This is a genomic window from Streptomyces sp. NPDC098781, from assembly GCF_044759995.1.
Classification (GTDB): Bacteria; Actinomycetota; Actinomycetes; order Streptomycetales; family Streptomycetaceae; genus Streptomyces.
This window is the reverse complement of sequence record NZ_JBIWAK010000005.1, coordinates 494,026-506,367: the sequence shown is the minus strand read 5'-3', so window position 1 is coordinate 506,367 and position 12,342 is coordinate 494,026. Positions and strand designations below refer to the sequence as shown.

Below are 12,342 nucleotides of genomic sequence, written 5' to 3'. Positions count from 1 at the left end.
AACCCTTGCGGGCCACCTTCCGGCGTGAGTTCAGATTGACCTAGGTCAATCTGTCTGTCAAGAGAGTCCGCCGAAGGATCAGAGATTGACCTAGGTCCGGTTACTCTCGATGCCATGGAACAGAGCCCCGAAGCGCCCAAGCAGACGCCCACGGCCAAGGAGATCGCGGCGCAGTTCCGCGAGAAGATCACGGGCCCCGACCGCGACTACGAGCCGGGCGACCAGCTCCCAGCCGCTCGCAAGCTCGCCAAGGAACTTGGCGTGCAGCTCATGACTGTTCAGAGCGCGTTCGGTCAGCTCCGTGACGAGGGGTTGGTTCTCACCCAGCAGGGCCGCGGCACGTTCGTCCGCGATCCTTCCGTGCCCCTCGGCAGCGAGCCGGGCAGTAGCCCGGCGTTCACCGCCCTGGCCGCAGAACTCAGCACGATTCATGACGCCCTGGCCCAAGTCGGCGAGCGCCTTGATCGCCTTGAGCGGCTCGTGGGTAGCGAGACTCCACCGTCGCCGTGAGTTCGTCCGCGCGCCTCAGCAGTCGTTCGACCTTGACCCGCGCCTCGCTCAAACTCGCTTTGATCAAAGCGAGTTCGGCGGGAGTCATGCCTTCCAGCTCGCCGCTTTGCTGATTGATCCCTGACATGCCAATGAGCATGTGGCCCCGAACGGCGGAGGACCCGGACAGACTGTCCGGGTCCTCTTTCCTTGCAGGTCAGGGGTGTTGACGAATCGTCACTGGGTGACCGCATCCACTGTGTCGAGCACTGCCGACCAAGGAAGTGGGCGGCCCGCCGGCGCTTCCCGGGGCTCATACAGCGGCCACACATCCGGGCCGTAGACGACGTGCACGCCTCCCGCCCGGAGGGTGTCGATGTGGTGTTGCCATGCCGGATGGCGAGCGTGCGCCGCGTTCACCCGAGGGAAGACGACGACCGGTAGACCGAGGGTGCCGATCGCCTCGCCCACCTGCGTCAGTGCTTGGTTGTCCATCAGGCCGGTCGCCAGCTTCGCGACCATGTTGGCCGACGCGGGAGCGACGGCGTAGCAGTCAACCGGCGGGTGCGGTCGCACCTCGCCGGGCAACCGTGGCTCATCGCGGACGGGGAGGCCGGTCAGCTTCTCCAGCCGCTCGACCTCGCCACTGAGCCGCAGCCACTGACCTGCGGTCGGGGTGAGCGTGACGGCCACCTGCCATCCGCGATCCATCGCGGGCTCTACGAGACCGGTACGCAGCGACTCAACGCCGCCGGCCGCAGAGCCGACGACCCCGAGCACTCCACGCCTGCCTGAACTCACTGCACCGCCCTGCATCGCTGAGCCATCACGAACACTTCGGACGAACGCGAGCCGCCCGTGACCGGAGACTGTTTGATCAGGTCCCGCAGCGTCTCGCGCACCCTGGGATTGTTGCGTACGAGCTGCGGTGACGTGCGCTCAGCCGTTCGGAGTTCCGTGAACGCATCATCGCCCTGTCCGGCCAGTGACAGGGCGCGCGCGTAGTCGATCCTGTGCGACACGCTGCGTTCCTGCGGCATGTGGTCCACGTTGACCTGTCCGTGCTCCACCACATACGACACGTTGTCGAGGTCCAGCTCTACGGACAGGCGGTGAAGCAGCACGTTCGTTGGCCCAAAGCCGGTCTGCCAGTAGTTCTCATCCGACCCGAGATCGTCCGCGAGTTCCTCGGCTCGGTTCAGCAGGCCGGTCGCGGTGGGTCGATCCTGGTGACGCGCTGCGGCCACCGCGGCACGCAGGTGGATCATGCCCAGCAGGCTCAGTGCCGCCGGGTCGTTCTCCGTGACCCGGGACGACAGCCATGTGGCGGCGGTGTTGCCCAGTTCCAGCGCGTCGTCATACCGACCGTTGGCCAGCAGGGCATGCGTTCCGGAACGCGCGGCTGACGCCAACACAAGCGGGTCGTCCGATTCGTCAGCGGCCCGCATCGCCCGTTCGGCAGCGAGCCATGAGATGTCCGACTCGCCGATCTTCGCGAGCGTCGTGGCTGCGAGGTGATGTGTGCGCGCCGATACAGCCCAGCAGTCGCTACGGTCATCGCCGCGTCGCGCGGCGCGGTCCTCCAGCTCCTGTGCCGTCTGCAAGAGAGCCGGAAGGGCCGCGATCACGCTGCCGAGCCGTCCGCCCTGGTAGTCGTTCCAGGCCTGCTCCACACGTACGGCCACGGGTGCCGGTGTCGGAAGTTGCGCATCTGCCTCGGGACCGAAGAGCAGGCGCGAGAGTCGCCGCGGGGTCATCAGCGCATCGCGCACGGCCGGGACGTCGTCCTGCTGCCTCTCGTCCTCCACGAGGACGGTCTGACCGAGCAAATCCCCGAGCGGGACGCGCAGGATGCGCGACAGCTCGGCAAGCATGTCGATTCGGGGAGGCTTCCGGCGCCCCGTCTCGATCTTCGCCAACCAGTCGGTGCTTCGGCCGACCAGGCCGGCCAAGACCTCTTGCGTGTAGCCGCGACGCTTGCGGTAGAACGCGATCCGCTCGCCGATGCTGAGGTGATCTCCGAGACCACGCATTGCGTGCTGCCTCCTGCTGCTTGTGAGGGGCCGGTTTCACGGTACAGAGCCGGTGATGGGGCGGGTAGCGGGCCTTGTCCACTACCCCGAGTGGGTACGAGCGTGACGGGCCCGGAAGGGCGCAACCCGGACACTCTGTCCGGGCCTCTGATCTCCTGCTTTGCGCGTCAGGGCCGGGCCGTCTGTGGGCCGTCCGAGGGTGGCCAACGCCGACAGATGACGACAGTTGCCGACGGCTCAACCCCTGCTCAGAGGTGGCGCGTTGAGTCCCTCCGCAGGCGCCCAACCCCGAAGGTAAGTTGAGGAACTCCAGAGCTTGGGCGCAGGATGGCCGGCATGACCTCCAGCACCCGCCCGCTGCTCAACCGCCGGCTCGCCGAGTTCGGGACGACGATCTTCGCCGAGATGTCGGCGCTCGCGCTGAGCACCGGCGCGATCAACCTCGGCCAGGGCTTCCCCGACACCGACGGTCCCGAGGAGGTCCGCGAGGCGGCCGTACGGGCGCTGCGGGACGGGCGCGGCAACCAGTACCCGCCGGGCCCCGGCGTCCCCGAGCTGCGCAACGCGGTCACCGCACACCAGGAGCGGCGCTACGGGCTGTCGTACGAACCCGACACCGAGGTCCTGGTCACCGCGGGCGCCACCGAGGCCATCGCGGCGGCTCTGCTCGCGCTGCTGGAGCCCGGTGACGAGGTCGTCGCCTTCGAGCCGTACTACGACTCCTACGCGGCCTCCATCGCCATGGCGGGCGGCACGCGCGTGCCGGTCACCCTGCGCCCGCACGAGGGAAGCTTCCGGCTGGACCTCGACGAGCTGCGGGCCGCCGTCACCGACCGCACCCGGCTGCTGCTGATCAACACCCCGCACAACCCCACCGGCACGGTCCTCACCCGCGCGGAGCTGGCCGCGATCGCCGAGCTGGCCGTCGAGCGGGATCTGCTGGTGGTGACCGACGAGGTCTACGAGCACCTGGTCTTCGACGACGCCGAGCACCTGCCGCTCGCCACGTTCCCGGGCATGCGGGAGCGGACGGTGACCATCGGGTCGGCGGGCAAGACCTTCTCCTTCACCGGGTGGAAGGTCGGCTGGGTGACGTCGACGCCCGCCCTGGTCACGGCCGTGCGCTCGGCGAAGCAGTACCTGACGTACGTCGCGTCGGGGCCGTTCCAGTACGCGGTCGCGGAGGCGCTCGCCCTGCCCGACGGCTACTTCACGGCCTTCCGCGAGGACATGCTGGCCAAGCGGGACCTGCTGGCGGCGGGGCTCGCGGAGGCCGGGTTCGGGGTGTTCAAGCCGGCCGGCACGTACTTCGTCACCACCGACATCCGGCCCCTCGGCCACACCGACGGCTTCGCCTTCTGCCGTGCCCTGCCGGAGCGGGCCGGGGTCGTCGCCATCCCGAACGCGGTCTTCTACGACCACCGCGAGCAGGGGGCGCCGTTCGTGCGGTTCGCGTTCTGCAAGCGGACCGAGGTGCTCCAGGACGCGGTGAAGCGGCTCAAGTCCCTGGCCGGCTGAGTCCGCCCACACCGTCCACAGGCTGTGGACGGACGGGGCGCCCGACCCCGCACACGGCGAAGCCCGGCCCGGCACCCGGCGCACCGATGATCGGCAGTGTTATCACGCAGCCCGTCCTCGCCCCATCCCTCAACCACGCCCCCGACGGTAACGCGCCACCGAGGACGTACGACGCCGGGACCCATCGGCTTCCCTCCGCCCGGCTCCGTGCCAGTGCCGGTGCACCCGGCGCCTGGGGGGCAGGCGGTGTTGCCCGGTCAGCGGCGCCGCTTGCGGCCGCTGTTTCCTGACGAGCGCCGAGCCTTCCGGGCGCGGCCGACGCGGGCGCCCTGGGCACCCAGTGCCCGGGCCGCCAGCCGCCCGAGTTCGTCGAGTCCGGACCGGTCCGGGTGCGCGGAGTCCAACGCGGCGGCAACCGCGTCCCTGGCCTGGGAGCCCTGGGCGCGCAGCATCTGCTCGGCGCCGTCCCCGCCGCCCGCCAACTCCACGAGCTGAAGCAGGCTCTCGGCGAGCACCAGCAGAGACTCTGCATCGGTCATGTCCTCCGGGAACAGCAACTCACTGTGTGCCAGCGCGTTCAGCGCCAGCGGCGCCAGCTGTGTGTCTCGCCGCAGCGTGCGCAGCAGCCGCTCGCCCTCACCGTCCGGCAACGCCACCAGCAGCACGTCGAGCATCGCCTGCGCACGCGTGCGGAAGGTCATGGTCCTTACGGCGTCGGTCAGTTGCCGCAGGGCACCTTCCCGCTCGCCGCGGGCCGTGATCCAGCCGGCCAGCTCCGTGCGGGCGGCGTCGGGATCGTAGTCCTCGGCCAGCACTCCCAGCAGGCCGGACGCCGGCGCCTGGGCCAGTTCACCGACCGACGGTGCGTCCCTGCCGGCCGCCAGCAACCGCTGTCGTACGGCCCGGGTACCGAGCTCGGTGAGACGGATGAGCTCGACCGGCCCGGCGGTCAGCTCCTCTCGCCGGGCATCGGCACGCTCCCGCGCCGCCGGGTCCGTTGCCGCCCCCGCGACGCCCAGCTGCTCCGCGAGCTCCGGCGGCACGTCCGCGGGCACCTCGGGACCGGCATCGGAGAGGTCGATGTCGAGGAACGCCGGGTCGGCCATCCCACGGTCACGCTCGATCGCGCCCAGGTCGTCCAGCAGGTCGAGCACCGCGCGCAGGTCCCGGTCGGCGTGCTCGAACCACATCCGGTGCTGAAGGTCCAACCCTGCGTCGAACTGGAAGGAGGTCCGATAGGCCAGGTGTACCGTGTCGCGCAGCCGCGGCCAGGGCATGGGGTACGGCAGGCTGTAGAGCGTGTTCAGCACGTCGTCCAGGATGTGCTCGTAGACGTCGAAGAGCATCGACTCGACGTGCCAGCCGCTGCGTACCCCGATCAGGGCCTGCCGCAGCTCGAAGCACGCGTCGAAGGCGCGCAGCCACAGCTGGAGCGGGTCGGCCAGCACCGGCCGGGCCTTGGCGACCGCGTACAACCGCCCCTTGACCACCCGGACCAGCCGTGCCTTCTTCGCCCACTCCATCAGCAGTCCCAGCCGCGGCAGGTCGGCCGAAGAGCGCACCCCCTCCGTTCTGTCGCCGGTGCCGAGTACGTCCACCAGCTCGCGGGCCTCCGCCATCCGCAGCCGTCCCGTCCCCGTCACCGGGCGGCCGCCCTGCCCCGCCCATTCGGCGAGTCTGCGCAACTGCGCCACGGTCGTCGACGCCTCGGCCCGCAGGCGCAGTTCGTCGTCCGGGGGAAGCATCACGGGCAGTTGCGGCTCGGCCCGGGCCACGCCGGACAGCGTGCGGTCGGTCAGCCGCCGTTCCATGATCGCGGCGAGAGCCTGCTGATCGTAGGCGACCTCCCCGCGCTGCGCTCGGTCCGCGAAGCGCTGCAACGCCGCCCCGTCCTGGACGTCCACGCCCTGCTCCGCAGCCGTCATCGCCCAGAACTTCGCCAATCCCCAGCGAGTGCGGTCCGTCATCGCCGCCAGATGCTGTTCCGCGACACTGTCGACCGCGGCAAGGGAATCCTGGAGTGAGGGGCCGCGCGGGTCCGCCAAGTGCGCGGCGTGCAGATAGCGCAGTAGCGTGCGCAGTGTGCCCTGGGCGTCGGCGCGTTCCTCCCCGGGAAGCTCGGTGACCTGCTGAGGAAGCCTACAAGCGGGCCCGCTGCCTCAGGGCAGTACGTGGTGGTTGTCGCCCGCAGCAAACACGGCTTCTAACCTCCTTGTGAAAAACCGGACTTCGTCGCGAGGACTCACGGCACAGAACGGCACGGGCCTGGCCAGGCGGAAGTCCCTCGTCAGCGAGCGTCCGACTCGGAATCCGGGCGCGGGAGTTCGTCGAGGTCGAGGGTGAAGGTGCGGCCGTCGGCCAGGGGGATGGGGAGCTTGCCCGTGCCGTACTTGTGAGTGTGTGCGGCGATGTAACCGGTGGCGGTCGGCTGGGCGTGAAGGACGACTTCCTGGGCGTAGGGGTCCACGACCAGGTAGATCGGGATTCCGTAGCGGCCGTACTTCGCGGTGCAGTCGTCGTAGTCCTTGCGTGCGGAAGAGGTCGAGACGACCTCGGAGATCAGCAGGACGTCCTCGAAGCTGTAGCGCTTGCCTTCCTTGCGTGCGTCCTCGCGCAGGATCGCGAGGTCGGGGGCGGAGTTCTCGTCGGCGGGGAAGTCGATATAGACATCGGAGGTGACCTTCGCGTGACGGCCGAGAGCAAGAGCGGAGTCGATCTGCATCGACCTGATGGTGCTGGAGTGCTCTTCGCTCTGCGGGGTCATGATCACCTTTCCGTCGGCCCCGAACAGGACCGTGTACCCCTTGGGGAACTCGGTGTGCACGATCGCGTCGACGCTCATGGACGGCTCCTTCCCGTGTGTGGTCAGGATACGACGGACAGTGCCGCGTCACCGAGCCCGTCGGTACGGCCGGCAGACCGGTCCGGACTGGTTGTGCGCTCGCTCACCGCCGGTGCCGGAGATCCGCAGTGGGACCTGCTGGCGGCGGGGCTCGCGGAGGCCGGGTTCGGGGTCTTCAAGCCGGCCGGCACGTACTTCGTCACCACCGACATCCGGCCCCTCGGCCACACCGACGGCTTCGCCTTCTGCCGTGCCCTGCCGGAGCGGGCCGGGGTCGTCGCCATCCCGAACGCGGTCTTCTACGACCACCGCGAGCAGGGGGCGCCGTTCGTGCGGTTCGCGTTCTGCAAGCGGACCGAGGTGCTCCAGGACGCGGTGAAGCGGCTCAAGTCCCTGGCCGGCTGAGTCCGCCCACACCGTCCACAGGCTGTGGACGGACGGGGCGCCCGACCCCGCACACGGCGAAGCCCGGCCCGGCACCCGGCGCATGTCGGCGCCGGTGCCCTGGCCGGGCTCCGCCTCGCGGCTGCGGGACTACTCCTCGCCGTCCTCCGGTTCCTCCGCGTCGTTGACCTCCTGCTCCAGGCCGAGCTGCTCGACGAGCCACTTGTCGAACTCGATGGCGGCCCGCACCCAGCTGACCGTCGACGAGACGAAGTGCTCCAGGCTCACGCCCGTGCCGATCAGCATCTGTGCCTCGCCGATCAGGCGGACGGTGCCGTCGTCGTGCGTGTGGCTGTAGACCTTGGGCCACAGGGTCCGGCGGTTCCAGTCGTCGATCGACTCCAGAAGCTGGGGCTTCTCGTCGATCTTGTGGGGCCGGTCGTAGAACGTCCGCACCGAGAAGACCTGCTGGTCACCCTCGCCGCGGAACATGAAGTACGTACGGAACTGCTCCCACGGCGCCGCGAGGTCACCCTCGTCGTCGACGACGTACTTCAGCTCCATCTGGTCGAGGAGCTGCTTCACGAGGTCCTGATCCGGGACAACGGGGCCGGGCGGGGGCCCGGGCTGCGGCTGCTGGCCCCCGAAGTTCGGAATCGAGGACGGGTCGATGCTCACCGTGATTTTCCCTTCGTACGGATTACGCCATCCTCCCCCATGCGGGGAGGGGGGTGGCAACCCCGGACCGGGCCTGTCAGCCCTCGGCTGACATGATCTGGCCTGTCGTGGCGGTCCCGTACGGGAGGTGGGGGCGATGTCCGAAACGGAGGGCGGGCCGGGCGCGTCTCGCGGCCGTACCCGGTGGGGGCTGGTCGCCTCGATCACGGCCGTGCCGGCGCTGGCCCTGGCGGGCATCCTGACGCTGGTGGCGGTGTGGGTGATGGCGGACGACTCTCCGGGCCGCTCGGGCCCCGAGAAGGTCCCCTGCGCCGAGGCCCTGCGCTTCGGCGGTGCGGCCCTGCCCGACGGAGCCCGGCTCGTCGGGGCGTGCGAGGTGCAGGGTTTCCAGGACATCCACTACAGGGCGACCTTCCGGATGCCGCGGGCCGACGTCCAGGACTGGCTCACCGCCACCTATCCGGACGCCCCCGCGCCGCGGAATCGGCCGTGCGGCGGCGCGAACGCCGATCTCTGTCTCGATGTGAACCTCGCCGGGACCGAGCCGAAGGCGGACGCTCACGCGGTGCAGGTCGGCGTGGAGTACGAGGACGCCGACACCGCCCTGGTGCGCTTCGCCGCGTTCACCATGTGACGTGAGCGGCGACGGCCCGCCCCGGTCGTGCGGGGCGGGCCGTCGCCGGTCTCGGTGTCAGAGGGTCTTGCCGGTCGCCTCCTCGGTCGCCGGTCCCACGATCAGCCCCTCCCCGAAGGAGTCCACCCGGACCGTGTCGCCGTCCTTGACCTCGCCGGAGAGGATCTCCTTGGCCAGCCGGTCGCCGATGGCGGTCTGCACGAGCCGGCGCAGCGGCCGGGCGCCGTAGGCCGGGTCCATGCCCTCGTCGGCGAGCCAGGCCAGGGCCGCGTCGGTGACCTCCAGCGTGAGCCGGCGCTCGGCCAGCCGCTTGGCCAGGCGGTTGATCTGGAGCCGGGCGATACGGCCGAGCTCGTCCTTGTTCAGGGCCGAGAACACCACCAGGTCGTCCAGGCGGTTGAGGAACTCCGGCTTGAAGGAGGTCCGGACCACCTCCAGCACCTGCTCCTTCTTCTCGGCCTCGCTGGTGATCGGGTCGACCAGGAACTGGCTGCCCAGGTTGGACGTCAGCACCAGGATCGTGTTGCGGAAGTCGACCGTACGGCCCTGACCGTCCGTCAGCCGTCCGTCGTCCAGCACCTGGAGCAGCACGTCGAAGACCTCCGGGTGGGCCTTCTCCACCTCGTCGAGCAGCACCACGCTGTACGGCCGCCTGCGCACCGCCTCGGTCAGCTGGCCGCCTTCCTCGTAGCCGACGTAGCCGGGAGGCGCACCGACCAGCCGGGCCACGCTGTGCTTCTCGCCGTACTCGCTCATGTCGATGCGGACCATGGCCCGCTCGTCGTCGAAGAGGAAGTCGGCGAGGGCCTTGGCGAGTTCGGTCTTGCCGACGCCGGTCGGGCCGAGGAAGAGGAAGGAGCCGGTCGGGCGGTCCGGGTCGGAGATACCGGCACGGGTGCGGCGTACGGCGTCCGACACCGCGCGCACGGCCTCGCCCTGCCCGATGAGCCGCTTGCCCAGCTCGTCCTCCATGCGCAGCAGCTTCTGCGTCTCGCCCTCCAGCAGCCGCCCGGCCGGGATGCCGGTCCACGCGGCGACGACATCGGCGATGTCGTCCGAGCCGACCTCCTCCTTGACCATGGTGTCCTTGGCGGCCTCCTCCTCGGCCTCGGAGGCGGCCTCCAACTCCTTCTCCAGGGCGGGGATCTCGCCGTACAGCAGCTTGGAGGCGGAGTCGAAGTCGCCGTCGCGCTGGGCGCGTTCGGCCTGGCCGCGCACCTCGTCGAGCCGTTCCTTCAGCTCACCGACGCGGTTGAGGGACTGCTTCTCCTTCTCCCAGCGGGCGGTCAGACCGCGCAGCTCCTCCTCCTTGTCGGCGAGGTCGCGGCGCAGCTTCTCCAGACGCTCCAGGGAGGCCGCGTCGGTCTCCTTGTCGAGGGCGAGCTCCTCCATCTTCAGCCGGTCCACGGACCGCTGGAGCTCGTCGATCTCGACCGGCGAGGAGTCGATCTCCATACGCAGCCGGGAGGCGGCCTCGTCGACCAGGTCGATGGCCTTGTCGGGGAGGAACCGGGAGGTGATGTACCGGTCGGAGAGGGTCGCGGCGGCCACGAGCGCGCTGTCGGCGATCTGCACCTTGTGGTGAGCCTCGTAGCGTCCCTTGAGCCCGCGCAGGATCGCGATGCTGTCCTCGACCGTCGGCTCGGCGACCAGCACCTGCTGGAAGCGCCGCTCCAGGGCGGGGTCCTTCTCGATCCGCTCGCGGTACTCGTCGAGCGTCGTGGCACCGACCATGCGCAGCTCGCCGCGCGCGAGCATCGGCTTGAGCATGTTCCCGGCGTCCATGGCGGAGTCGCCGCCGGCTCCGGCGCCTACGACGGTGTGCAGCTCGTCGATGAAGGTGATGATCTGCCCGTCGGAGTCCTTGATCTCCGCGAGCACGGTCTTCAGCCGCTCCTCGAACTCACCGCGGTACTTGGCGCCGGCGACCATGGCGCCCAGGTCGAGCGCGACGAGCCGCTTGTCCTTGAGGGACTCGGGCACGTCGCCCTTCACGATCCGCTGGGCGAGTCCCTCGACGACGGCGGTCTTGCCGACGCCGGGCTCGCCGATGAGGACGGGGTTGTTCTTGGTACGGCGGGACAGCACCTGCACGACCCGCCGGATCTCCTGGTCCCGCCCGATGACCGGGTCGAGCTTGCCCTCGCGCGCGGCGGCGGTGAAGTCGGTGCCGAACTTCTCCAGCGCCTTGTACTGCCCCTCCGGGTCGGCGCTGGTGACCCGACGGCCGCCGCGGGCCTTGCGGAAGGCGTCCAGCAGCTTCTTGGCGGTGACCCCCTGCCGGCCGAGCACGTCCGCCGCCGGGCCGCCCTTGGCGGCGATGCCGATGAGCAGGTGCTCGGTGGAGAGGTACTCGTCCCCGAGATCCTGCGCCCGCGCCTGGGCGTCCGCGATCGCGGCGAGCAGGTCCCGGTTGGGCTGCGGGGGCGCCACGGTGGACCCCGTGACGCTCGGCAGCGCGGCGAGCGCCTTCTCGGCGTCCGCGCGCACAGAGGCCTGGTCGGCGTCGACGGCCGCCAGCAGATCGATGATGTTCTCGTTGTCCTGCCCCTGGAGCAGAGCCAGCAGCAGGTGTGCGGGGGTGAGATCCGGGTGCCCCTCCGTCACGGCCCGGTTGCTGGCCGCGTTGATCGCGTCCCGGCTCCTGTTGGTCAGCTCGGCGTCCACGTGTCCGTTCTCCTCCTGGTGTCAGCTTCTCCCAGTACTGACTGAAACAGCGTACACAAAGTTGAGCGTATTCCACTCAAGGTGGGCGCGGGAGGCTTGGGGCGACTAGCTTCCCTGGCATGGCCGCATACCCCCAGGACCCTGCCGCGCCGGACGCGCCGTACCTCGCCTTCTGGCAGGAGAAACACCTGTGCACCCTCACGACCCTGCGCCCGGACGGCACACCTCACGTGGTACCCGTCGGAGTGACATACGACCCCGAGGCACGTCTGGCTCGGATCATCGCCGACAAGTCCACCGCGAAGGTGCGGCATGTCCGCCGCGCCGGCCCGGACGGGGCCCGGGTGGCCGTGTGCCAGGTGGACGGCCGGCGGTGGGCGACGCTGGAGGGGCGGGCGTACGTCAGGACCGAGCCGGAGCGGGTCGCGGAGGCCGTGCGGCGGTACGCGGTCCGCTACCGGCGGACGCCGGCGCCGAATCCCGACCGCGTGGTCATCGAGATCGAACTGACGCGGGCGATGGGGCAGGGGTGAGCGCACGCAAGGTGGCATGGCACGGGTTGGCCGGATACCGGTCGCCCGGTTTCGGCCACCGCCGGAACGGGCGGATACGGGGAAATGTCCCCGCAAAACTGCAGCGGCGTCACCGTGTTCAGGTCACGGTGACGCCGCTGCGGGGGGAAGCACCTGAGCGATCTGTTACGACGGGGGAATCGCGTCAGGCACTGCGGGGGGTGGCTGAGATGGTCCTTGGGGCCGGGGCCTCCGGCTCCACCAGCCGGTGGTCGCGCTGATCGAGGTTGACGAAGATCATTCCGTACCGGATGGCGCACCGCACGGGCTGTGGCGCCCCCCGGGGCCGCCGCAGACACCGGTATGCCCGTACGTCCTCGTCCTCGTCCCGCGTGACCACGACCGGTTCTCCGAAGACCGTCACCATCAACGAGTCACCGGGGTGGGGGATCGCGGTGACCAGGTCGATGAAGTGCCAGCCGGAGCGGTAGGCGGTAGCCATCTCGCGGCGAAAGGAACGGTCGTCGGGTGGGGTGGTCATGCCGACTCCTGCCCGCTGCTGCTCTCCTCGCTGGCGACCGGGGC

The 12,342-nt window shown here is 70.0% G+C and carries 11 protein-coding genes and 1 pseudogene; 5 read left to right on the top strand and 7 right to left on the bottom strand.

Features of this window, described 5'->3' with window-relative positions:
* Window positions 1–114 precede the first annotated feature (114 nt).
* Window positions 115–510 (top strand): GntR family transcriptional regulator, encoded by a 396-nt coding sequence (locus tag ACIQWG_RS23140; RefSeq protein WP_404098840.1) that lies wholly within the window; start codon window positions 115–117, stop codon window positions 508–510.
* Window positions 511–726: 216 nt separating this feature from the next.
* Here the strand turns inward: ACIQWG_RS23140 and ACIQWG_RS23135 are convergent, their stop codons facing one another.
* A complete protein-coding gene (locus ACIQWG_RS23135) occupies window positions 727–1,305 on the bottom strand; it encodes a flavoprotein (protein ID WP_404098837.1) in 579 nt (192 codons plus the stop codon).
* Window positions 1,287–2,522: a helix-turn-helix domain-containing protein gene (locus tag ACIQWG_RS23130; protein WP_404098834.1), complete on the bottom strand. Its 1,236-nt coding sequence runs from the start codon at window positions 2,520–2,522 to the stop codon at window positions 1,287–1,289. The genes ACIQWG_RS23135 and ACIQWG_RS23130 overlap by 19 nt, the downstream gene beginning before the upstream one ends.
* Window positions 2,523–2,849: 327 nt before the next feature.
* Here ACIQWG_RS23130 and ACIQWG_RS23125 point away from each other — a divergent pair, with 327 nt between their 5' ends.
* Window positions 2,850–4,040 (top strand): pyridoxal phosphate-dependent aminotransferase, encoded by a 1,191-nt coding sequence (locus ACIQWG_RS23125; RefSeq protein ID WP_404098831.1) that lies wholly within the window; start codon window positions 2,850–2,852, stop codon window positions 4,038–4,040.
* Window positions 4,041–4,297: 257 nt separating this feature from the next.
* Here ACIQWG_RS23125 and ACIQWG_RS23120 read toward each other — a convergent pair whose 3' ends face one another.
* Both ACIQWG_RS23120 and ACIQWG_RS23115 read right to left on the bottom strand, forming a co-directional pair.
* Complete coding sequence (locus ACIQWG_RS23120) at window positions 4,298–6,007, bottom strand: hypothetical protein (protein ID WP_404098830.1); 1,710 nt, start codon at window positions 6,005–6,007, stop codon at window positions 4,298–4,300.
* Between the two features lie 320 nt (window positions 6,008–6,327).
* Complete coding sequence (locus ACIQWG_RS23115) at window positions 6,328–6,882, bottom strand: Uma2 family endonuclease (RefSeq protein ID WP_404098827.1); 555 nt, start codon at window positions 6,880–6,882, stop codon at window positions 6,328–6,330.
* Window positions 6,883–7,014: 132 nt separating this feature from the next.
* Here ACIQWG_RS23115 and ACIQWG_RS23110 point away from each other — a divergent pair.
* Window positions 7,015–7,287: pseudogene (locus ACIQWG_RS23110) on the top strand (aminotransferase class I/II-fold pyridoxal phosphate-dependent enzyme); the annotation flags it as partial.
* 129 nt (window positions 7,288–7,416) lie between these two features.
* Here the strand turns inward: ACIQWG_RS23110 and ACIQWG_RS23105 are convergent.
* On the bottom strand, window positions 7,417–7,944 hold the full coding sequence (locus ACIQWG_RS23105) for a YbjN domain-containing protein (protein WP_404098826.1): 528 nt from the start codon (window positions 7,942–7,944) through the stop codon (window positions 7,417–7,419).
* 136 nt (window positions 7,945–8,080) lie between these two features.
* Between ACIQWG_RS23105 and ACIQWG_RS23100 the strand changes: the two genes are divergently transcribed.
* On the top strand, window positions 8,081–8,578 hold the full coding sequence (locus tag ACIQWG_RS23100; RefSeq protein ID WP_404098823.1) for a hypothetical protein: 498 nt from the start codon (window positions 8,081–8,083) through the stop codon (window positions 8,576–8,578).
* 57 nt (window positions 8,579–8,635) lie between these two features.
* On the opposite strand, the gene clpB is transcribed toward ACIQWG_RS23100, so the two are convergent.
* Window positions 8,636–11,245: an ATP-dependent chaperone ClpB gene (gene clpB / locus ACIQWG_RS23095; protein WP_404098821.1), complete on the bottom strand. Its 2,610-nt coding sequence runs from the start codon at window positions 11,243–11,245 to the stop codon at window positions 8,636–8,638.
* Window positions 11,246–11,364: 119 nt separating this feature from the next.
* On the opposite strand from clpB, the gene ACIQWG_RS23090 reads away from it, so the two are divergent.
* On the top strand, window positions 11,365–11,778 hold the full coding sequence (locus tag ACIQWG_RS23090) for a pyridoxamine 5'-phosphate oxidase family protein (RefSeq protein WP_404098819.1): 414 nt from the start codon (window positions 11,365–11,367) through the stop codon (window positions 11,776–11,778).
* A gap of 184 nt (window positions 11,779–11,962) precedes the next feature.
* On the opposite strand, the gene ACIQWG_RS23085 is transcribed toward ACIQWG_RS23090, so the two are convergent.
* Window positions 11,963–12,298 carry a hypothetical protein gene (locus ACIQWG_RS23085; protein ID WP_062673604.1) on the bottom strand — a complete coding sequence of 112 codons (336 nt, stop codon included), beginning with the start codon at window positions 12,296–12,298 and terminating at the stop codon, window positions 11,963–11,965.
* Window positions 12,299–12,342: the final 44 nt, after the last annotated feature.

Excerpts from the sequence above, each read along its gene's own strand:
- ACIQWG_RS23140 (WP_404098840.1), top strand. The coding sequence starts at position 115 with ATGGAACAGAGCCCCGAAGCGCCCAAGCAGACGCCCACGGCCAAGGAG.
- ACIQWG_RS23135 (WP_404098837.1), bottom strand. The coding sequence starts at position 1,305 with ATGCAGGGCGGTGCAGTGAGTTCAGGCAGGCGTGGAGTGCTCGGGGTC.
- ACIQWG_RS23130 (WP_404098834.1), bottom strand. The coding sequence starts at position 2,522 with ATGCGTGGTCTCGGAGATCACCTCAGCATCGGCGAGCGGATCGCGTTC.
- ACIQWG_RS23125 (WP_404098831.1), top strand. The coding sequence starts at position 2,850 with ATGGCCGGCATGACCTCCAGCACCCGCCCGCTGCTCAACCGCCGGCTC.
- ACIQWG_RS23120 (WP_404098830.1), bottom strand. The coding sequence starts at position 6,007 with ATGACGGACCGCACTCGCTGGGGATTGGCGAAGTTCTGGGCGATGACG.
- ACIQWG_RS23115 (WP_404098827.1), bottom strand. The coding sequence starts at position 6,882 with ATGAGCGTCGACGCGATCGTGCACACCGAGTTCCCCAAGGGGTACACG.
- ACIQWG_RS23100 (WP_404098823.1), top strand. The coding sequence starts at position 8,081 with ATGTCCGAAACGGAGGGCGGGCCGGGCGCGTCTCGCGGCCGTACCCGG.
- ACIQWG_RS23090 (WP_404098819.1), top strand. The coding sequence starts at position 11,365 with ATGGCCGCATACCCCCAGGACCCTGCCGCGCCGGACGCGCCGTACCTC.
- ACIQWG_RS23085 (WP_062673604.1), bottom strand. The coding sequence starts at position 12,298 with ATGACCACCCCACCCGACGACCGTTCCTTTCGCCGCGAGATGGCTACC.